Here is a 19,633-nt window from a genome sequence, read left to right on the forward strand (position 1 = left end):
ATGGAAAGCGCCGCCCGAACGGCCCGTCCCGCGGGCGGCAGCCCGAATCCGCGGAGGTCCGCCATGCGCCTGGCTCGCACCATCGGCTGCGTCGTCGCCACCGTGAAAAACCCGTCCCTGACCGGGAAGCGGATCCTGCTGCTGCAGGAGGTGGACGAGGCGGACCGCCCGGTGGGAGAACCGTTCGCCGCCCTGGACGCGGTCGGTGTGGGCGCCGGCGAACGGGTCTTCTACGTCACCGCCCGGGAGGCCGCCCTGCCGTTCCTGCCCGAAGAGGTGCCCGCCGACGCCTGCGTGCTCGGCGTCGTCGATCGAGTGAATGTCAAGCCCGAGGTCCAAGGCTAGAATCTCGTGTGCGCCACCGTGATTCGTGATCGGAATTGCAATCGTGATCGTATTCGCCCCTGTCCTCGAACCGTTTAAAGGTTCGCAGGTTCGCCGAATCGCCGATTCACCGGCTGAAATCAGAGCCAATCTTTCCGCTTGAAGAATAGCAGCATACCGCCGGCCACCAGCAGCATCACGCCGATCACCGCCGGGTACGCCCACGGTTGGGCGAGCTCCGGCATGTGCTGGAAGTTCATCCCGTAGAAACCGGCGATGAACGACAGAGGCATGAACAGGGTGGCGATGGTGGTGAGCACCTTCATCACGCCGTTCATCCGGTTGCTGAGACTGGACAGGTAGATGTCGAGCATGCCGGCGAGCATCTCGCGGTAGGTCTCCACGGTGTCGATGATCTGGATCACGTGGTCGTACAGGTCCCGATAGTAGATGGCGTTCTCCGCCTGGATCAGGGGCGTCTCGTGGCGTTCCAGGGACAGCGCCATTTCACGCAGCGGCCAGACCGCCCGGCGCACCATCAGAATGTCGCGCTTGAGCCGGTGGATGGTATGCAGCGTCTCGGTGGTGGGCGCGTTGACCAGGTGGTCCTCCAGTTCCTCCATCTGATCGCCCAAGCGCTCCAGAATGACGAAGTAGTGGTCGACGATCACGTCCATCAGGGCGTAGGCCAGATAATCGCTGCCCAGCCGGCGCAGTCGGCCGCCGGGATCCTTCAACCGGTTCCGCACCGGGTCAAAGCTGTCGCCCTGGCGCCCCTCCTGGAAGGAGACAACGTATCCGCGGCCCATCACCAGGCTGACCTGTTCCGCCTGGAGTTCCTGGGCGGCCTCGTCGAATTCCAGCATCTTGAGGACGACGAACAGATAGTCGCCGAACACTTCCGCCTTGGGCCGGTGAAAGGTGTTCAGGATGTCTTCCATCGTCAGCGGATGGATGCCGAATGCTTCACCGACCCGGCCCACGGCGGCCACGTCGTGCAGCCCTTCGATATTTAACCAGAGCTTGTCCCCGTCGGTGTGCGGCCACTGGCGCAGCTGGTCCAGGACCACCGGTCCGGTCTCCAACCGATCGGGACCGTAGCGGGTCAGCTCGCCCCGGATCTGGTCGGTCTTCTGTTCGCCCATATGGACCAGGGTGCCGGGCGACAACCCCACCGCCTGGCGGCGGTGGCGGCGGGACCTGCGGCTCATGGGCATCCTCCTCCGAAACCGAATCCGGGGCGGCGGCGCGTCACGCGTCCGCCCCGGCCAGTGCGCGCATCCGCGCGGCGTAGCCGTCGGCGTCGAACTTGCGCTTCAAACCGGCGGCGACCATGCAGCGGACTTTCCCGAACACGGGCCGTTCGCCCCAAGGCCGGTCGTGCTTGCCAAAACACCAGGCCACGCCGGCGTAACCATTGGGGTCGCGGCCGTCCAGCTCGTAGCGGTCGTTGAGACGGACGGCGACGCGGAAGGCGTCGCGGGGCGAGGCACTCCATTCGAGGATTTTCTTTCCCCAGTACATCCGCATGTAGCCGTGCATCTTGCCGGTGTGCACCAGCTCGAGCTGGGCGGCGTTCCAGTACGGATCATGGGTGGCGGCGCGTTCCAGCTCCGCGGGGGTGTAGCGCGCCGGGCGCGGATCCTTGGCGTGACGATTGAGGTCGGCGCGCGCCCAGGACGGCAGGCCGTGGTAGCCGTCGTAGGCCGGGTTATACCAGACGAAGTTGACGGCCAGCTCGCGGCGGACGATGAGTTCTTCGAGGAACGCCTCGGCGCCGGGCGAGCCGGAGGCCTGCGCGGCCAGGGCCGCCTCCAGCGGCGAAAGCTGTCCGAAGTGCAGGTACGGGCTCAGGCCCGACACGGCGCCGGCGTTTGGGTCGTTGCGCCGGTCGGGATACGCGTCGAGGCCGCCGGCGACGAACGCGGCCAGCCGGGCGCGGGCCGCCGCCGCCCCGCCCGGCCAGCCGCACACCGGTGGGACCGAGCGGTCCACGTCCAGGCGCTCGAGCGCCGCCGCGGGATCGGCGATGTCGAAGGCATCCAAATCGAAGCGGAGCGACGAACGCCGCGGCGCCCGCGCCGGTGGCGGCGGCACGAAAAAGCGAGCCAGCGCCCGGCGGATCTTGGGGCGGAAGGTGGCGGCGGTGAATTCGTCCTTGGGCGAGGCGACGCCCACCGGGACCACCACGTCGGTCTCCACTTGGAGGAACGGGCATTCGCTCCGCGCTGCGGCCACGGCGCGCCACTCGCGCTGGTGGCGGAGGTAGCCGGCGTCCACCACCGTGAGTGCGGCGTCCGCCGCCAGAGCCAGCGCTCCGGCGGCCGGCGGTTCGCGCCGCACCATCAGCCGGATGCCCCGCTCGGCCAGCGTCCGCTGTGTCTCGGCCAGCCCCTGCAGCATGAAGGCGAAGTGGCGGGCGTTGGCGCCGGGATATTGTTCCGTGAGCCCGAAGTACGCCACCACCGGCAGATCGCGCGCGTCGGCTTCCGCAACGGCCAGGGCCAGGGCGTGGTTGGCATCGGCGCGCTGGGCCGCTTGCATCCAATAGAGCACGTATTGTCCGCGCCGCGCCGGCCGGTCGTTCAGAGATTGGATCCGCTCAGGTTCCACGATTTGAGTCGGTTTCACCCTGCCAGTCTACCACAGGAGAGTTGGGAGTGTGGAGCGAGGAGTGAGCAGGGGTGGCAGTCCGGGTTCACCGGTTACCAGGCGTGCGAATCAGCAGGTTCGGCAACAGATGACGGTCAATAGTTGATGGTTGATGGTTGATGCCCCCAACTACATACTATTTCCTATTCTTGTCCACTGTTCACCGCTTACTGTTCCCGCTGAACTCCTCACTAAAAAAAGCCGGCCGGATGCGGGGCATCCGGCCGGGGCATCGGCGGCAACAGTCGGAACGGATCTAGTTCAGGCCGCGGTTCTTCAACAGGGGCTCGATCTTCGGATCGCGGCCGCGGAAGTTGCGGTACATCACATCGGAGTCCATGGTGCCGTTGACCTCGAGGACGTGCTTGCGGAAGGCGTCGGCCGTCTTCGCGTCGAACAGGCTGGTCTCCTTGAATGCCTCAAAGGCGTCACAGTCCAGCACGCCCGACCAGATGTAGCTGTAGTAGCCGGCCGCGTAGCCGCCGATGATATGGGTGAAATAGGTGCTGCGGTACCGGCTGACGATCTCGGGAATCAGGCCGATGGTGTTGAGATAATCGGACTCGAACTTGTCGATGTCCAGATCCTGCGGCTCGGTCAGTGTGTGGTATTTCATGTCCAGGAGCGACGCGGCCAGGTATTCCACGGTTTCGAAACCCTGGTTGAACAGGCGGCTCTTGTTGATCTTGGTCACCAGCGCGTCGGGGATCACCGCACCGGTCTGGTAGTGCCGGGCATACTGGCGCAGCACCTCCGGCTCGATCGCCCAGTGCTCCATGATCTGGGACGGCAGTTCCACGAAGTCGGTGGCGCGGAAGGTCGTGTCATAGGTCACGTTGGCGAGCAGGTTGTCGAGGGCGTGACCGAACTCGTGGAACAGCGTGCTGACCTCCTCGAGGCTCAGCAACGCCGGCCCGTCGCCGGAGGGCCGCGTGCAGTTGGTCACCAGCGTCACCACCGGCGGAACCTTCTGGCCGTTGCGCTTGTGCTCACTGCGATACGCACCGCACCAGGCACCCGCGCGCTTGCTGGTCCGGGGATGAAAATCCATGTACAAAATGCCGAGGTGGGAACCGTCCTTGTCCTTCACCCGGAACACCTGGGCTTCGGGATGGGGCTTCGGCATGTCGGCCAGCGGCTCGAAAGAGAGACCGTACAGCCGGTTGGCGACGTAGAACACGCCGTCGCGCACATTGTCCAGCCTGAAGTAGGGCCGCAGCTCGGCGTCGTCCAGGTCGTACCGGGACTTGCGGAGCTTTTCAGCGTAATACCACCAGTCCCAGGACGCCAGCTTGAATCCGCCGCCTTCCTGGTCGATGATGGCCTGCAGCTGCTGCGCCTCCTTGCGGGCCACGGGAAGCGCCGCCGCCCAGAGGCGGTTCAGCAGGTCATACACGCGGTCGGGAGTGCGGGCCATCCGGTTCTCCAGGATGTAGTGGGCGTAGGTGGGGTAGCCCAGCAGTTTGGCCCGCTCCACCCGGAGTTTCATGATGTCGTTGAGGATGGCCTTGTTGTCGCTGGCGTTGTCGTTGTCGCCGCGCTGGATGTAGGCGGTGTAGAGCTGCCGGCGCAGTTCGCGGTTCTGCGCGTACTGCAGGAACGGCAGCATGCTGGGTTTCTGGGTGGTGAACACCCACTTGCCGGCCAACCCCGCCTCTTTGGCCGCATCGGCTGCCGCGGCCACCACGGACTCGGGGAGTCCGGCCAGGTCTTCGGATTTTTCGATCACCAGCCGGTAGGCGTTGGTTTCGGCCAGCACGTTCTGGCTGTACTGGACGCCCAGCACCGAGAGCTGGCGGTTGATGGCACGCAGTTTCTCCTGCTCCACTTCCGGCAGGCTGACGCCGCTGCGGATATAGCCCCGGTACAGATTCTCCAGCAGGTACAGCTGTTCGCCGGTCAAGCCGAGCTGCTCGCGCTGGTTGTAGAGCATCCGCACCCGCATGAAGAGCTTGGAATTCATCGCAATGGCGTCCCGGTGGGCCGCCAGGCGGGGTGCGATCTCCTGGTTGAGTTTCTGGATCTCGTCGTTGGTGTCCACCGACACCCGGCCGAAGAACACCGAGCTCACCTCGCCCAGCAGCTCGCCGGACCGGTCCAGTGCTTCAATGGTGTTGGCGAAGGTAGGCGGTTGCGGATTGTTGACGATGGCATCGATTTCGGCCAGATTCCGTTTCATGCCCTCTTCGAAGGCGGGACGAAAATGCTCCAGTTTGATCTTTTCGAACGGCGGCACGTTGTACGGGGTGCCGTAAGGGGCTAAGAACGGATTGGCCGCCGTGGCCGGCTGCGCCGCCGTGTCGCAGCCGCCGCACCCGGGGGCGCAGGGACTCTTTTTGGCGGTCGATTCGGAGGCTTGCGCCAGACCGAGCGCGCCCAGCAGGAGTCCCGTCATCGCCAACAGCAGAAACATGCGCATAGTGACCTCTCCATGAACGGAATGCGAAAGCCCATCCTAGACAAAAACGCCCGCCGGATCAAGCCTGCCGCGACAGCCGGCGGAAACTGATGATACGGATGCACCGAGTCGAAGTTTTATGGAATCGACGGCTGTCCGCCGTCCGGCTCGAACCGCAACCCCGCGGCCGGCTGCAGTCGCGGATCGCCAACCGCCAGCGCCAGCGCCCGGAGCGCGCTCCGCTCCTTGTCCTTGATCTCCAGCATGAGGTCGAAGTCGTAGGGACGGGTATCCCGCAAGAATGTCTGAAAATCAGCCGCGTCCAGCGAGTGGCTGTGGGTACCGGGTCGCGCGTCCGGCGCCTGGCTGCTGTAATCAACCATGGGCGGGCCGTCTGAAGCGGACCAAGTCCGGGCGGCGGCGGCAAGCGCCCCAGCCATCGGTTCGCCCCGGTTCCGGATCGCGTGATGGAACGTGTCGAACAGAACCGGGATCCCACAGCGGACGTGAAGCTCCAGGCAGTCGCTCACGGGATAGTTGCGGTCATCGTTTTCCACCACCAGCCGCCGTCGGACCGCCGCCGGCAGCCGGGCCCAGTTCCGCGCGAAGCGCGCCAGGCTCTCCGCCCGATCGCCGTACACGCCACCCACGTGGATCTGCACCTTGGCTGCGTCGTCGAGCTCCAGCAGTTCCAGCACGCGAACGTGGTACTCGAGCTCGCGGACGCTGCGCCGAACGATCTCGGGCTCTTGCGCGTTGATCAGGGTGAACTGGTCGGGGTGCATCGAGATGCGCATCCGGTTGTCCCGGATCATCCGCCCGATTTCGGCGAATCGCTCCCGGAAGGCGCCGCCCCAGTCATCGACACACACCGGGTGGGAGGCGAAGGGGACCAGGTCCGAACTGATCCGCAGGAACCCCAGACCGTGCCTGATGTTGTAGCGCACCATCGCCGCCAGGAAGTCCAGGTTGGCCGCCACGGTCTCCCTCAGGCGGGCGGAGGAATAGGAGGCCAGCCGGAACGTCCGGACCCGGGCGGGGGGAATCGATCGGTTGATGCACGGGTAGCCGATCCGCATGGTTCCAGTGTACACCGGCTGTCCAGGCAGCGCGGCTTGGTCTGCTGACTTGGGGATAATGTATAATTCCTGCTTCAGGACCGGCGCGCGCCGATCCTCACTCTCCGAATTATGAGGGTCGCATGAATGACACCATGATCAGCCTGTGCTTGACGGCCGCAATGGTGCTGCTGGCGGGGTGCGCCTTCGTCTCCGGCGACAATCCGACGTCTCCGCCGGAGGGTTCTGCACCGGACGCCGCCGCCCCGGCTCAACGCACGGCGCTGCCGGCGGCGCCGTCCGGCTCCGGGACCTACCTCACCCTGTATCGGGAGCAGTCGCAGGGCGCTTTCCAGATGCTCATCCCCAAAGGCTGGCAGGCGGACGGCGGGATGATCGGGTCCGGACTCGGCTGGAACGTTGTGGACCTGGTGGAATACAACATCCGCTTCCGGGTCACCAGCCCGGACGGTCAATCGTTCTTCGGCTACTATCCACGTTTCTACTTTCAGGATCCCGCGGTCACCGCCCGGAGCAGCATGGGCATGCTGCAACCGCAGCCGGGCCAGGTGCAGAACGGCTGTTGGCTGTACCCATACCTGTCGATCCGCCAGTACCTGGAGGTCATCGTCTTCGGACAACTGGCCGCCCAAGAGATCCGGAACCCGCACTTCGTCGGGGACGTGGTGCCCGTCCCGGCGCTCAAGGCCCTCGTGCCAAGTGTCGCCTCCCATTACCAGGCCGGTTATGCCGATTTCGTCTGCATGGTGCGGGGGGTTCCCAGTTACGGCCGCATTTACACGGTGCTTTACAATCTGCAGGACATGATCTGGTCCACCGTGTTCACCGCCGGTTGGCTGGCGCCCCAGAGCCGCTGGCGCGAGGACGGCCGGATCATGGAGATCTGCCTGAAGACCTTCCGACTGGATCCCCAGTGGGCGGCCCGGGCCGCCGCCGCCGCCGCCGAGCGGTCCAAACAGTACGGAGACACGCTGCGCTACCTGAACGACGTCGACCGGCAGATCACCGAGCACCGCAGCCAGACCCGGTCGGACATCCAGGAGGAGTTCTACAAGGCCATCACGGGCCAGATCGAGACCCGCGACCCCCAGACCGGTCAGGAAACCTGGCTGCCGGCGTACCGTTTCGCCTTCACCGACGGCCGCGGCAACTATTTCCTGAGCGACGATCCCAATCATAACCCGACCCGCGCCCATCCCGAGTGGCGCGCCCTGGATCTGATCAACCGCAACGATCCCGACTACCGGTCCCGCCGGTAGCCGGGGCGCCGCGGACACCGGCGGTGCGGATGCATCGATCGGCGGTTCCATCGTTTGCCTGCACTCTCCGTAGCGTGCGCTGACGCTAGGCGGCGGATGCACCAATCCGCCCAACCGCCTCAGCCGACCAGCCCGTTCATTCATCATACCGTCTCCGGGATTCATGCAACAACAGGCACCGGTTAGACGTATGCCTTTCCGTCGCCCTGTTTTTGGAGTATGCTGTATTCCGTGAGTTGAATCGACGAATCAGCCCGGCACTCTTCCGGCTGACCATGAATTGAAACAAAACGTGATGACGATACTGAAGCACGCTCAGCATTGGCCACCACCTAACCGAAACCGGCGATTCCAGCACGGCGGCAAGACGCTCGTTGCCGTGCTGCTTCTGGTCACCTTCGGCTTGTTTCCGGCCCACCAGATTCTGCACTTGTTTTTCGCCGATCACACCCACCGATACTGCAGGATCCATTACCAGATCGAAGATATTTATCCGACTGACGTCCTCGACTCGATCCTCACAGTCACCGAAGACCCGGCTCATGAAACCGTGCAGCCGCTCGACCCTGCGTCGCGCGCCTGGAATCATCGCCATCACGGTTGCGACATTCTGAAACTTTGCTTTGAATCCAAGTCGGCCGGTTCATTCCAGGCAACCGAGGTCAGACAACCAGTCGTCACCCTGGTGGCACCGATGGTCTGGTCGATTGATTTCACCGGATCATGCCCGCTGGTGCTGCTCTCTCCCAAACACTCCCCTCCCCGGGCTTCCTGTCACTAGTCAGCAAAAACCGTTCTTCATCGATCATCAGATCCTTCGCGTTTGGAAACCGGCTGTTTGCCGCCAGACGACATGCACTCATTTGGGAGAATTCAAACCATGAGTATAAGGCCACAAATTGTACCCATCTCACTGGCTATCGTTCTGACCCTTTTGCTCAGCGGCCTGACTACCGCCGCTGATGATCCGGCGCACCCGGCGCCGTCACCCGCCGTCACGCCAGTCCAACAACCCGTTGATGCCCGGGACGAGCGGATTCGCCAGCTCGAAGACAGGGTGCGGGAACTCGAACAGAAACTGGGCGTTCTGATGGAGCGCCTGGACATCGACGAGCAGCGCCAGATGATCCAGGAAGCGCAGGCGGCCGCCTTGCAGGCCGGCGAGGAATCCAAGCCGGAACAGCGGGAGTTTCTTGAGGGAGGCTTGGCGCTGCAGAAGTTGAATCCCGAAATCACTTTCTGCGCCGATTTTCTCGGCACCGTGATCATCGACGACGGCAAGTTCTACGCCGGCGAGACCGATCGCAGCGGCTTTCAAACGCGGTCGGACGGCCTGCATTTTCAGCATCAGTTGGATCCCTACTCGAGTTTTAAGAGCGCTTTTCATTTTTCACCCGAGCACGGCGTCGACATCGAAGAAGTCTATATCAACTGGTCCGGAGTCATTCCCGCCATTTCATTCACGACGGGGCGTTTTCGGCAGAATTTCGGCATCCTCAACCGATGGCACGATCACGATCTGGACCAGACCAGCTATCCGGCCGCTCTCCGCCTGGTGCTGGGCGAGGAGGGCCTGGTCGGCAACGGGGTCATGGTCAAATGGTTGATGCCGCCGCTGTGGGCGCATGCCAACGAGCTGACGCTGGAGGTGGTCGACGGCGACGACGAGACCCTGTTCTCCGGTCAGCACTTCAGCGTTCCCAGCACCTTGGTCCATCTGAAGAACTATTACGATCTCAGTGCCAGCACCTACCTGGAATTCGGCCTGACCGGAATGTTCGGCGGCAACAACCGACGCGGCTGGGCGAATGAAGCGGGCGAGTTGATCGACGAGCCCTGGCGGCGTACCCTTGCCGCCGGCATGGACCTGACTCTCTTCTGGTCGCCGCAGACCCGCGCCAAATATGACCAGTTGACCTGGCGGACCGAATTTTATTTTGTGGACAAGGAGCTGCCTCCTGACGCCGGGACGGTGTATTCGAGATCCTGGGGGTTGTATTCCTACCTGCAGAAACAACTCTCGGCGCGATGGTTTGCGGGCATCCGGGGTGACGCCGCCCGGCCGACCTTCCGCCAGCGCGACCTGGTCGCGTGGGATGTGGTCCCCTACCTCACCTTCTGGCAGAGTGAGTTCGTTTATCTCCGGCTGGAATACCAATACGGCCGCAACCTGCCGGCCTGGTCGGAAACGGGTGGCTTCATGCCACGCACCGACAACCGCCTGCTGCTCCAGCTCAACTTCGCGGCGGGACCCCACAAGCATGAAAAATATTGACAGGAGTAACTCCATGAACAATCGACTCCCGTGGCTCTTTTTGATACTGGGCGCCCTATGTTGGGGCTCGGTCCCCGCCCGGACGGCGGACGGCAAATTGCGGGTGGTTGTGACCTACTCGGCCTACCACTCCATTGCAGAGTATATCGGCGGCGACAAGGTAGTCGTGTCACACATAGTGGAGGGCAATCAGGACCCTCACATCGTCCGCCCAAAGCCCAGTTTGGCCGTGATGCTCAAATCAGCAGACGTCTATGTGGCCACCGGTATGGATCTGGAAATGTGGTCACCGGCCCTGGTGGATATGTCCGGCAATCCGAACATTCGCAGCGGTCAGAAAGGCTACGTTTCCGCCAGCGCCGGGTTGCGCCTGCTCGAGACACCGGTCACGATCTCCCGGGCGGAAGGTGACGTGCACATCTACGGCAACCCCCACATCCACACCAGTCCGCTCAACGGGAAAACCATAGCCGAAAACATCTGCGTCGGTCTGAAGCGGAACGCGCCCGAACACGCTGAGTATTTCGACCAGAACCTCAAACGCTTCATCGAGGAAATCGACCGGCGGACGTTCGGCGACGAGTTGGTCCGGCTGCTGGGCGGCAGGGTGCTGACCGACCTGGCGCAAAAGGGCCAACTGTTTTCATTTCTTGAAAACAAGCAATACCACGGCCAGCCGTTGTCGGCTCGCCTCGGCGGCTGGATGAAGGCCGCCGAGCCGTTGCGCGGCTTGAAGATTGTCGCGTATCATAAAAACATCAGCTATTTCGCCGAACTGTTCAACATCGAGATCGTCGATTACCTGGAGCCCAAGCCGGGCATCCCCCCACCCCGGGCCACATCACGACGGTGATCGACAAGATGCACAGTCAGCACATCCACATCCTGTGGGCCGAAAACTATTTCGACATCGCTCAGGTGAAAAAAGTCGCCGAACGAGTCGGCGCTAGGCCAGTGATCGTTGCCTTGGCGCCCGGCAGCCAGCCGGACATGCGAACATTTTTTGACATGTTCGACATCTGGATCCGCGAACTCAAAAACGCTGCGCTGGAAAACGGATCGCGCCATCCAGCCAGTTCCTGATAGCCGGGTGTGACATGAACATTCTGGAACTGATGGCCGCCCCGTTCGTTGAATGCCTGGTGTTGGTTGCCATCCACACCTATTTGGGCATCCATGTGCTGAAGCGCCGGGTGATATTCGTGGATCTGGCACTGGCCCAGATCGCCGCCCTGGGTTCGACGGTCGGATTCCTGTTCGGGATCATGCCGGACACCACCGGCGCCCTGCTCTTTTCCATCGCTTTCACGTTCATCGGAGCTGCGGTCTTCGCCGTGACCCGTTTTCGGCACGAGCGGGTGCCCCAGGAGGCGATCATCGGGCTGACCTATGCCGTTTCCTGCGCCGTGGCCATCCTGGTGATTGAAAAGACCCGTGGCGCCGAACACCTGAAAGACATTCTCGTCGGCAACCTGCTGTGGGTCACCTGGTCCGACGTCGCACTGGCGGCGGCGGTCTATCTCGGCATCGGGGGCATCCATTTTTTCCTGCGCAAGAAGTTCCTGATGATTTCCGACGATCCGGAAAATGCGCGGTTGATGGGCCTGCAAGTGGGCGTCTGGGACTTTGTTTTTTATCTGACCTTCGGCGTGGTGATCAGTCTGTCGACCCGTGTCGCCGGCGTGCTGCTGGTGTTCGTGTTTTTGGTGGCGCCGGCCATTCTGGCCTTTTCACTCACGCAACGCATGTCCACTCAGTTGCTCATCGGCTGGGGGACCGGAACCATCGTCACCACAGTGGGTCTGTATCTGTCGTGGGCGGCGGACCTTCCCAGCGGTCCGGCGGTGATCGCCTTCTACGGTGTGGCGTTGGTCCTGGCCGGCATTGTCATCTTTCTGGTCCGGGCTGAAGACCGAAAGCGGGCTTGGCGATTGTTCGCGGCCGGCATCGCCATGGTGTTCCTGGTCGCCGCGGCGCTGTGGTTCGTGGGCACCTGGATCGCCTCCTCGACAATCGCCGTGAGCGAGGAGGCGCAACTGGTCGAGCAGGATCTCGGCCGGGATCGTTCGGTGGCGATCGAGCGTGATGCCCAGGAGCGTGAGATCCAGCACCGGCTGTTGTCGGATCGGGTCGGTTTCTGTGTGGCGACCAGTCGAATCACCGAGTATCTGGACCGGGCCGGTCCCGAAGCGCGGATCGAATACATCCGGATCCAGCTGAACGCTGAGCCACGAAAGGGATTGGAGTACCTGGTGATCGCATTGGCCGATGATGACATGGCCGTACTGTACCGTGAAGAGTTGGTGCAGATCTTGAAGGAGACCACGGGTCGGAAGTTTGGATTTGACCCGCAGTTGGACTACGCTGCCAATGCACCATCCATCAAGCGGATCTGCCGACATCTTCGAAGCTTCCCCCGCGTCCGTCGGGGCACGGGGTCATTATAAGGGTGAAAAGACAACGCCGCCCCCGGCGGACCGGATGTCCCGGCCGGGCGGTGGTCATCAAAAAACAAACGTTTGTTTCCGGTCACGGCTTCGGGTGATGTTGCCCAATCGGCGCGGCGTGCGCGTCCGTCACCAATCGGTTCAGGCGGATCGGATTTCTCAGGTCCCCGCGTCCGACGGCGAGACGGTTCACTTGGGAAGTCTGCCGGGACGATACCGCGTGCTTCATCGGATGCCGGGTTGATTCCGCCGCCGGCTGCGGTCCGTGGGCAACTTTTTAAACTTTATCCCCGTAGAAGCAATCTAACTCCCTGTGGCTGACGCTTCGAACCGGTCGCCGGCGGTATACAGGGAGCGTTGACTTGGACCCTGACGGCAGGTAGAATACGGCGGTTCGGCAGGCAACCGACGGGCGAAACATGACCGAGAACAGCCAGAGCATCAAACGCGAAGCGCTCTCCGACCTCCTCTTCCGCGAGGAGCGGCGGCCCCTGCGCCCCGCCATCATCGCCGCGATCATCTTCCACATCATCATCTTCTTCATCCGCTTCCCCGACTTGGCGTCCCGCATGCTCGAGCCCACCGTCTACCGCCTGGTCAACATTCAGTCGCTGGCGCCGCCCCAGAACGCCGGTGGCGGCCGCGGCGTCACCAAGCCGAGTCCCGAGACGCCCCAACAGGCCACCACCATCCCCAAGCCGGACCCGGTCTTCGTCCCCGTGCCCGATCTGACACCTGACCAGCCGGAACCCACCTACGAACCGGAGAAGATCACCCTGCCCACATTCGAAGGCGAGATCGTCAACGACCTGAGCCTCGGCGAGATCTACGCGCCGGGCGGCGGCACCACCGGCGGCGGCACCGGCGGCGGCTACGGCGGCGGCACCGGCGGCGGCATCGGCCCCGGCGAGGGGGACGGGGTCTACTCGGTCGGCGCGGGCATCATCCCCCCCGAGGCGGTGATCAAGCCGTCGCCCAAATTCACCGACGACGCCATCCGCAACCGCATCTCCGGCATCGTGCTGCTGTACGGGATCATCCGCAAGGACGGCCGCGTGGACAGTCTCAAGGTCATCCGCAGCCTCGGCTACGGCCTGGACGAGGAGGCCCTCACCACGGTGGCCACCAAATGGAAGTTCCGGCCGGCGATGAAGGACGGCCGGCCGGTGGACTGCTACGTCACCATCGAAGTCAGCTTCACGCTGTATTAGAAGTCCCCGCTCATTCGGAAGGCACGGCGAACTGACCGGCCAGAGCCCGGGCGCGCTCCAGTTCCGCCGGAGTGAACGCGCCCCGCGGGGCGGCGTCAGCGAGCCTGAACTCCTCGGCGAAACCCCGGGCGAAGGCCCCCGCCAGGTCGGCATACGGCGGTGTCGGCGTAACAAAGTCGCCGATTGAGGCCATGACCGCCTGCAGCGGGGCGGCCTCGACCCCCATGGCGCCCGCTTGCAGCCGCCAGTCGTAGGCGTACGGGATGGAGCCGTGCTGGAGGAAGGCGGCGCGGAGGCGTTTCTGGGCGCTGCCGATGATCTTCCGCTCGCCCACAATGATCTCGTAATGGGAGGCGCTGGAAAAGCAAGGGTGCGGATTGTGGATGTAATTGTCGCTGCGCGTCGGGGCCAGGCTGCCGTGGTTCTGAATCGCCGCCGGCGCGCCCAGCAGCTGGAGACCGCGGCACAGCGCCCGGGAGATGCACAGGTAGATGTCCAGAATGCGCTGGACCGGGAAGTGGTCCCGGTCATTCGAGACCACGCTGTAGGTGAGTTCCAGGTGGTGGAGCACCGCCCCGCCGCCGGTGGGCCGGCGGACGATCGCCACGCCGTTGTCGCGGCAGAACGCCGCGTCGGCGGCGCGGGCCACGTCCTGCTTGTTGCCCAGACTCAGGGTGGGCACATCCCACTGGTAGAAGCGCAGCGTGGTTTGGGGTGAGCCGGCGGTTTCCGCCAGCTCCAGCACCGCGGCGTCGCGGGCCATGTTCTCGATCCCGCTGAGCGCACCGTCGATGATGATCCGCCAAGGTCCGGCCATGGGGCACCTCCTCGAAAGGGGGCACTATACCCAAGCCGGTCCGGCGATTCAAGGGCATTCCAGCGGACACGTCATGGTCACCACCGGGCAGGCGGCGTGGCGGATAACCTTGTCGGTCACGGCGCCGATGAACCGCTCCCCTGTGAAATCGCGGCCGTGGAGGCCCATGACGATGAGATCGCTGCCGCCTTCCTGCGCACGGTCCAGAATCTCCAGCGCCGACACCCCCGGGACGACCTCGGTGGTCACCGTTCCGGCGTAGCCGGCGAGGCCGTCGGCCACCGTCTGGAGACGCTGCCGGGCGCCGGCCAGCCGGCCCTCGTGGAAATTGGGGAACGGGACCACCATCCCCACATCGAAACCGATGGGGAAGACATCCTCCAGCACGTGCAGAAGCTGGATGACGGAGCCGGCGGGCGTCCCTAACCCGCGCGCCATGCGCACCGCCGACAGGGAACATTCGGAGAAGTCCACCGGCACCAGGATCCGCTGGAATCGGACGTAGGTGGCCGGATCGGCCGGGTCCACCGCCAGGTCCGGTCGCTCCGTCACCGACAGGACGGGCTTGCTGAGGAGCTTGAGCATCCGGTCGAGAGTGGATCCGTAAATCCACCGCTTCAATCCGCCGGTGCCCCGGCTGCCCGCGACCACCAGGTCGACGCCCCACTCGCCGGCGCACCGAGCGACCTCCTGGGACGCCCGCCGGCCGAACACGACATGGGTACGGACATCCGTGATCGCCGCCTTCAACGGGGCCTGGTACCTCGCCATCTGCCCCTCTGCATACGCCGAAAACTCCGCTTTCAGCCGGGTGCACGCCTCACTATCCTCCTCGCTCCAGTCCCCCTCACAGCAGACGTGTAGGATGTCCAGACCGGCGCCATGCGCCTGCGCCAGCGATAGCGCGTACAGGTACGCGGTCTGGGCGTGCCGGCTGAAGTCGGTGGCAAAGAGAATCCGCCCGATGGTCATGATGGCACCCCCGGGTTGAGATTGCGGTTGTTGCTTTCATTTTACTATAATACCCTCATCGCCGTGGCGACAAGAGCCCATAACCACTCCGACCGGACAGGAGCCTCCATGAAGCATCCTTGGTTTGACGTCGGTGTCGGTGAAAACACACCCAAGGAATTCTTCGCGCTGATCGAGATTCCCAAAGGCTCCAAGAACAAATACGAGATGGACAAGGCGACCGGCCTGCTGCGGGTGGACCGGGTGCTGTACTCGGCGGTGCACTATCCGGCCAACTACGGTTTCATCCCGAAGTCATACTGCCTCGGCGACGATGATCCCCTCGACGTGCTCGTGCTGGGTCAGGAGCCGGTGCATCCGCTGTCCCTTCTGTACGCCCGCGCCATCGGCGTGATGCAGATGGTGGACGAGAAGGAGGAGGACGACAAGATCATCGCCATCCATGCCAACGACCCGGAGTACATGCACTACCGGGACATCGCCGAGCTGCCCGACCATAAGCTGCAGGAGCTGCAGCGCTTCTTTGAGGACTACAAGGCGCTGGAGCACCGCAAGGTCACGGTGGAGCGGTTCATGGGCCGCTTCGACGCCTACCGGATCATCCAAGACAGCCTGCGGGTGTTCGAACAGAAGGCAGCAGAACTGCGGGCGCGTTACGGCTGGCCGGCGCGGTAGCCCTTCCACCCGTCGCCCATTCGTCCATCAGTCGGCGCAACCGCCGGCACTGCAGATTCACGCGCAGGGTTCCGGCCCGTTGTCGGCTCGCGGCAGAGTGAAGGTGAAGGTGGAGCCGACGGTCCACTGGCTCTCCACGCTCAGCTGGCCGCCCATGATCTCCACGAACCGGCGCGCGATGGACAGCCCCAGCCCCGTCCCCGACTGTGTGTCGCCGGTCGGGTTTTCCAGTTGCACGAATTCGGTGAAGATCTTGGGCAGATTCTCCGGCTTGATCCCGATGCCCGTGTCCCGAACCGAAATGCTGACAAACGCCGGGTTGTGCTTGGCCAGGCCCGCCGACACGGTGACCTGGCCCTTGCGGGTGAACTTGATCCCGTTGCTGACCAGGTTGAGCAGCACCTGCTGGATCCGCCCGGCATCCCCCATGACGTTGGGCAGCGGTTCGTCGATGGTCAGGCCGAGCTCGATCTGCTTGTTCTTCAGCAGCCCCGCGCCGGTGTTGATGACCGCATGCAAGATGGGCTTGAGGTTGACCCGTTCGACGATGAGCTCGAATTTCCCCGCCTCGATCTTGGAGATGTCAAGGATGTCGTTGATCAGCCCCAAGAGGTGGCGGGCGCTGTTGTAGATGGTGGTGATGTCGCGGCGCTCGTTTTCGTTGAGCGGGCCGTAGAGCTCCTGCAGCAGAACCCCGGAGAAACCGATGATCGAGTTGAGCGGTGTCCGCAGCTCGTGGGACATGCTGGCGAGAAACGCGCTCTTGGCCCGGTCGGCGGCCTGCGCTTCCCGCACGGCGCCCTGCAGCAGCTCGTTCTTCTCGGCCAGCTCGCGCGTGCGCTCGCGCACCTTCTCCTCCATGTCCAGATAGAGGCGGTGCAGCTCGCCGGCGTACTCATCCTTCTCCTTGATGGTGGTGCGCAGATTCTGGATCATGGAATCGAATGTGCTGGCCAGACCCGCCAGTTCGTCGCGGGTGCGCACCGGCGGCACCCGCACGTCCAGGTTGCCGGCGCCCACCTGGCGGGCCGCCGCGGCGAGTTCCTTCACGGGACCGGTGATGCCCACGGCGAAGAAGAACGAGCCGAGGATGCCCAGGAGCACGAACAGCACGGCCGACTGAATCATGCGCGTGGTGACCTGGGCCAGGCTCCGCTCCATCTCCTGATATCCGAAGGTGTACCGCAGCGTGTAGCTGTGCTTCCCCCACTCCTCCACAAAGGGGTAGATCACTTCGATGGCCTCGCCGTCGGCGTGGGCGACGTGGTAATCGACGCTCTTTTCGATCCCGCGAATCCGGCTCAGGATGTCCGGGTCGGTGATGACGCGGCCCGCCGGATTGTCCGGGGCGACCGACGTCTGCTGGATTTCCGCCGAGTCAAACAGGATCACTCCGTTGACATCGATGAGCTCGATCGTGCGGACGTCCTGGCTCAGCACCAGGATGTCCAGCAACAGCTCTTTGAACTTGATGAAGCCGCTGTGGAAGTAGTTGTTGAATGCCTCGACGAGCGGCCGGGACGAAAGCATGGTGTACGCGTCCACCTTTTCGCGGATCTGGTTCTCCAGAATCTGGCGCTGGATGCGGTAAAACTGGTAGGCGTTGAACGAGAAGATCAGGGCGATGAGCAGGCTCGTGACCAGGATCAGCTTCCAGCGCAGCGAAATGGAGATCATGGTGCCGCCCCCGGTGGCGGCGGGGTGCCGCCGGTGCGCAGATGGGTGCGCACGAACCGCGCCACTGCCTCACGATATGTGTCGCCGCCGACCAGGAAGATGTTGTTGTGATCCGCCTCCGGCACCGGATAGAAATCCTTGGGCGGCGGCGCCAGGCGGAACAATGCCTGGCTCTGGTCGAGGGGCACAATCGTGTCCTGGGTGCCGTGGATGAACAGCTTGGGCAGTTCACAGGCCCGCACGTAGGCCGACGTGTCCAGTTCCAGCGACGAGAAGAAAAAGAGCGCCTGGAGCAGCGGCTTTTCCACCGCCATCGCCTCGGCGTTGAAGAAGGGCGCCTCCAGCACCAGGCAGCCGGCTTTTTCCCGGCTGGCCAGATAGGTGGCGGGAACATTGCCGATGGAGAATCCCCACAGCACGAGCCGTTCCGGTTCCGGACAGAATTGCGCCCGCACGACCTCCAGCGCGGCCTCGCCGTCCCGGAACAGGCCCGCCTCGGTGGGCCGGCCTTCGCTCCGGCCGTAGCCCCGGTAATCGGGCAGGAACCAGCTCCAGCCCAGGGGCCGCATCCGCTGAACGAATTCCAGGCAGTAGCCGATGTTGCCGCCGTTGCCGTGGAAAAAGAGCACCACCGGCGCTCCGGGCTCGCCGGCGAAAAACCAGCCATGCAGCCGCACGCCGTCGCGGGTGGTGAAGTTCACATCCTGCGCCGGCAGGCCCAGCTGGGCCGGGGTCAGCGGATACTCCTTGTAGGGGAAAAAGACGAAGCGGTTCTGCAGCAGCAGCACGACCACCTTGACCAGCAGGAACAGCAGGGCCACGGTCATGCAGATGATGAGGATCTTTTTCATCGGGCGAACTCTCGCATCCGGTTTCGATAGTGGGTGAGGATCACGGCGTGGTCGAACGCCAGCGGGTCGGGCAGGTCGTCGAGGGCGTACACCGCGGCCGCCGCGGCATCGTCACCGCCCTGCGGCTGCCCGTCGGCGTCGCCGACGAACACGACGCTGACGGTGTGGCCCCGCGGATCGCGCCGCGGATCCGAGTAGACGCCCAGCAGCCCGGCCAGTCGGACGCGGAGTCCGGTCTCCTCCGCCGCCTCGCGCACGGCCGCGCTCTCAACGGTTTCGCCCACGTCCACGAATCCGCCGGGCAGCGCCCAGCCGGGCGGCGGGTTGCGGCGGCGGACGAGCACGATCCGTCGGGGATCGCCCACCCGAATGACCAGGTCCACGGTCAGCAAGGGAGTCCGGATCGGCACGGCGGCGCTCCTGTAGATTCCGTCGGGCATTGCCCGGCTGGCGTCGACGCAACTGTTGCCTAAGGTTTAATATAGCGGAACCACCGGAGCCATGCAACGGCTACTTTCCCGGCTCGCCGCTTTCTGCTACAATGCTTCCGCTCAACCTCAGTCCCGGATGCCGACCTCATGACCACGGACCGTGCAACCGACAAGTCCACCGTCTCAGTGGTGCTGCCTCTGCTCGACTGCGAGGACGGGGTGCTGAACCTGGTGGAGGAAATCCACCAGCGCGTCACAGCCAAGATCCCCGGCGCCGAGATCATCGCCGTGGACGCCGGCAGCCGTGACCACACCTGGGGCATCCTGCGCGAGCTGACCACCGCCTACGACGAACTGAAGATTTACCGCAGCAAGGACCCCGTGCCGGTGGGGGGGGCCAGCTTGCGCGGTTTCCTGGAAGCAACGGGCAAATTCGTCTTCCACCTGGAGCCCCATTGCCCCTGGCGGGTGGATCTGTTTTGGGACATGGCCCGCCTGCGCGCCAACGCGGGCCGCGGAGCGGTGTTCGCCGTGCGCGGGCCGTCGCTGCGGGGCATGAAGGAAA

Annotated in this window: 19 protein-coding genes; 10 read left to right on the forward strand and 9 right to left on the reverse strand. The window is 64.0% G+C overall.

Annotated elements, in window-relative coordinates; genetic code table 11:
* Positions 1-63 precede the first annotated feature (63 nt).
* Positions 64-345 carry a EutN/CcmL family microcompartment protein gene (locus GX414_14570; protein NLI48324.1) on the forward strand — a complete coding sequence of 94 codons (282 nt, stop codon included), beginning with the start codon at positions 64-66 and terminating at the stop codon, positions 343-345.
* A gap of 119 nt (positions 346-464) precedes the next feature.
* Here GX414_14570 and corA read toward each other — a convergent pair whose 3' ends face one another.
* The 4 genes from corA to uvsE form a co-directional block, all read right to left on the reverse strand.
* Entirely contained in the window at positions 465-1,535 is a 1,071-nt protein-coding gene (gene corA, locus GX414_14575) for a magnesium/cobalt transporter CorA (protein ID NLI48325.1), read from the reverse strand.
* A gap of 40 nt (positions 1,536-1,575) precedes the next feature.
* Positions 1,576-2,868: a deoxyribodipyrimidine photolyase gene (locus GX414_14580; GenBank protein ID NLI48326.1), complete on the reverse strand. Its 1,293-nt coding sequence runs from the start codon at positions 2,866-2,868 to the stop codon at positions 1,576-1,578.
* Positions 2,869-3,232: 364 nt separating this feature from the next.
* Entirely contained in the window at positions 3,233-5,371 is a 2,139-nt protein-coding gene (locus GX414_14585; protein ID NLI48327.1) for a M3 family metallopeptidase, read from the reverse strand.
* Between the two features lie 140 nt (positions 5,372-5,511).
* Complete coding sequence (gene uvsE, locus GX414_14590) at positions 5,512-6,453, reverse strand: UV DNA damage repair endonuclease UvsE (protein ID NLI48328.1); 942 nt, start codon at positions 6,451-6,453, stop codon at positions 5,512-5,514.
* A gap of 122 nt (positions 6,454-6,575) precedes the next feature.
* On the opposite strand from uvsE, the gene GX414_14595 reads away from it, so the two are divergent.
* The 7 genes from GX414_14595 (at position 6,576) to GX414_14625 (ending at position 13,645) form a co-directional block, all read left to right on the forward strand.
* Positions 6,576-7,712, forward strand: coding sequence for a hypothetical protein (locus GX414_14595; GenBank protein ID NLI48329.1), 1,137 nt, complete (start codon positions 6,576-6,578; stop codon positions 7,710-7,712).
* Positions 7,713-8,004: 292 nt separating this feature from the next.
* Positions 8,005-8,493, forward strand: coding sequence for a hypothetical protein (locus GX414_14600; protein NLI48330.1), 489 nt, complete (start codon positions 8,005-8,007; stop codon positions 8,491-8,493).
* Between the two features lie 42 nt (positions 8,494-8,535).
* Positions 8,536-9,987 carry a hypothetical protein gene (locus GX414_14605; protein ID NLI48331.1) on the forward strand — a complete coding sequence of 484 codons (1,452 nt, stop codon included), beginning with the start codon at positions 8,536-8,538 and terminating at the stop codon, positions 9,985-9,987.
* A 13-nt stretch (positions 9,988-10,000) separates the two neighbouring features.
* On the forward strand, positions 10,001-10,840 hold the full coding sequence (locus tag GX414_14610) for a zinc ABC transporter solute-binding protein (GenBank protein ID NLI48332.1): 840 nt from the start codon (positions 10,001-10,003) through the stop codon (positions 10,838-10,840).
* 8 nt (positions 10,841-10,848) lie between these two features.
* On the forward strand, positions 10,849-11,070 hold the full coding sequence (locus GX414_14615) for a hypothetical protein (GenBank protein NLI48333.1): 222 nt from the start codon (positions 10,849-10,851) through the stop codon (positions 11,068-11,070).
* A 14-nt stretch (positions 11,071-11,084) separates the two neighbouring features.
* Complete coding sequence (locus tag GX414_14620; GenBank protein ID NLI48334.1) at positions 11,085-12,434, forward strand: metal ABC transporter permease; 1,350 nt, start codon at positions 11,085-11,087, stop codon at positions 12,432-12,434.
* Positions 12,435-12,853: 419 nt separating this feature from the next.
* Positions 12,854-13,645 carry a TonB family protein gene (locus GX414_14625; GenBank protein NLI48335.1) on the forward strand — a complete coding sequence of 264 codons (792 nt, stop codon included), beginning with the start codon at positions 12,854-12,856 and terminating at the stop codon, positions 13,643-13,645.
* Positions 13,646-13,655: 10 nt separating this feature from the next.
* Here the strand turns inward: GX414_14625 and GX414_14630 are convergent, their stop codons facing one another.
* Positions 13,656-14,462, reverse strand: a complete 807-nt coding sequence (locus tag GX414_14630) for a lipoate--protein ligase family protein (protein ID NLI48336.1) — start codon at positions 14,460-14,462, stop codon at positions 13,656-13,658.
* A gap of 48 nt (positions 14,463-14,510) precedes the next feature.
* On the reverse strand, positions 14,511-15,434 hold the full coding sequence (locus GX414_14635) for a universal stress protein (GenBank protein ID NLI48337.1): 924 nt from the start codon (positions 15,432-15,434) through the stop codon (positions 14,511-14,513).
* A gap of 108 nt (positions 15,435-15,542) precedes the next feature.
* On the opposite strand from GX414_14635, the gene GX414_14640 reads away from it, so the two are divergent.
* Complete coding sequence (locus tag GX414_14640; GenBank protein ID NLI48338.1) at positions 15,543-16,109, forward strand: inorganic diphosphatase; 567 nt, start codon at positions 15,543-15,545, stop codon at positions 16,107-16,109.
* Positions 16,110-16,166: 57 nt separating this feature from the next.
* Here the strand turns inward: GX414_14640 and GX414_14645 are convergent, their stop codons facing one another.
* The 3 genes from GX414_14645 to GX414_14655 are packed head-to-tail and all read right to left on the reverse strand — an operon-like array spanning position 16,167 to position 19,077.
* Positions 16,167-17,786: a HAMP domain-containing protein gene (locus GX414_14645; GenBank protein ID NLI48339.1), complete on the reverse strand. Its 1,620-nt coding sequence runs from the start codon at positions 17,784-17,786 to the stop codon at positions 16,167-16,169.
* The gene (locus GX414_14650) at positions 17,783-18,637 is read right to left on the reverse strand and encodes an alpha/beta hydrolase (GenBank protein ID NLI48340.1); all 855 of its coding nucleotides are present in this window, start codon (positions 18,635-18,637) and stop codon (positions 17,783-17,785) included. Before GX414_14650 ends, GX414_14645 begins: the two co-directional genes overlap by 4 nt.
* On the reverse strand, positions 18,634-19,077 hold the full coding sequence (locus tag GX414_14655; GenBank protein NLI48341.1) for an NUDIX hydrolase: 444 nt from the start codon (positions 19,075-19,077) through the stop codon (positions 18,634-18,636). Before GX414_14655 ends, GX414_14650 begins: the two co-directional genes overlap by 4 nt.
* A 138-nt stretch (positions 19,078-19,215) precedes the next feature.
* On the opposite strand from GX414_14655, the gene GX414_14660 reads away from it, so the two are divergent.
* Positions 19,216-19,633 (forward strand): glycosyltransferase (locus GX414_14660; GenBank protein ID NLI48342.1); only part of this gene is annotated, 418 nt, incomplete at its 3' end.

It is taken from the genome of Acidobacteriota bacterium (assembly GCA_012517875.1).
In the GTDB taxonomy this organism is placed as follows: Bacteria; Acidobacteriota; JAAYUB01; order JAAYUB01; family JAAYUB01; genus JAAYUB01.

What these genes read in the sequence shown, in the direction of transcription:
- GX414_14570 (NLI48324.1), top strand. Translation starts at nt 64, where the DNA reads ATGCGCCTGGCTCGCACCATCGGCTGCGTCGTCGCCACCGTGAAAAAC.
- corA (NLI48325.1), bottom strand. Translation starts at nt 1,535, where the DNA reads ATGAGCCGCAGGTCCCGCCGCCACCGCCGCCAGGCGGTGGGGTTGTCG.
- GX414_14580 (NLI48326.1), bottom strand. Translation starts at nt 2,868, where the DNA reads ATGCAAGCGGCCCAGCGCGCCGATGCCAACCACGCCCTGGCCCTGGCC.
- GX414_14585 (NLI48327.1), bottom strand. Translation starts at nt 5,371, where the DNA reads ATGACGGGACTCCTGCTGGGCGCGCTCGGTCTGGCGCAAGCCTCCGAA.
- uvsE (NLI48328.1), bottom strand. Translation starts at nt 6,453, where the DNA reads ATGCGGATCGGCTACCCGTGCATCAACCGATCGATTCCCCCCGCCCGG.
- GX414_14595 (NLI48329.1), top strand. Translation starts at nt 6,576, where the DNA reads ATGAATGACACCATGATCAGCCTGTGCTTGACGGCCGCAATGGTGCTG.
- GX414_14610 (NLI48332.1), top strand. Translation starts at nt 10,001, where the DNA reads ATGAACAATCGACTCCCGTGGCTCTTTTTGATACTGGGCGCCCTATGT.
- GX414_14615 (NLI48333.1), top strand. Translation starts at nt 10,849, where the DNA reads ATGCACAGTCAGCACATCCACATCCTGTGGGCCGAAAACTATTTCGAC.
- GX414_14620 (NLI48334.1), top strand. Translation starts at nt 11,085, where the DNA reads ATGAACATTCTGGAACTGATGGCCGCCCCGTTCGTTGAATGCCTGGTG.
- GX414_14625 (NLI48335.1), top strand. Translation starts at nt 12,854, where the DNA reads ATGACCGAGAACAGCCAGAGCATCAAACGCGAAGCGCTCTCCGACCTC.
- GX414_14630 (NLI48336.1), bottom strand. Translation starts at nt 14,462, where the DNA reads ATGGCCGGACCTTGGCGGATCATCATCGACGGTGCGCTCAGCGGGATC.
- GX414_14635 (NLI48337.1), bottom strand. Translation starts at nt 15,434, where the DNA reads ATGACCATCGGGCGGATTCTCTTTGCCACCGACTTCAGCCGGCACGCC.
- GX414_14640 (NLI48338.1), top strand. Translation starts at nt 15,543, where the DNA reads ATGAAGCATCCTTGGTTTGACGTCGGTGTCGGTGAAAACACACCCAAG.
- GX414_14645 (NLI48339.1), bottom strand. Translation starts at nt 17,786, where the DNA reads ATGATCTCCATTTCGCTGCGCTGGAAGCTGATCCTGGTCACGAGCCTG.
- GX414_14650 (NLI48340.1), bottom strand. Translation starts at nt 18,637, where the DNA reads ATGAAAAAGATCCTCATCATCTGCATGACCGTGGCCCTGCTGTTCCTG.
- GX414_14655 (NLI48341.1), bottom strand. Translation starts at nt 19,077, where the DNA reads ATGCCCGACGGAATCTACAGGAGCGCCGCCGTGCCGATCCGGACTCCC.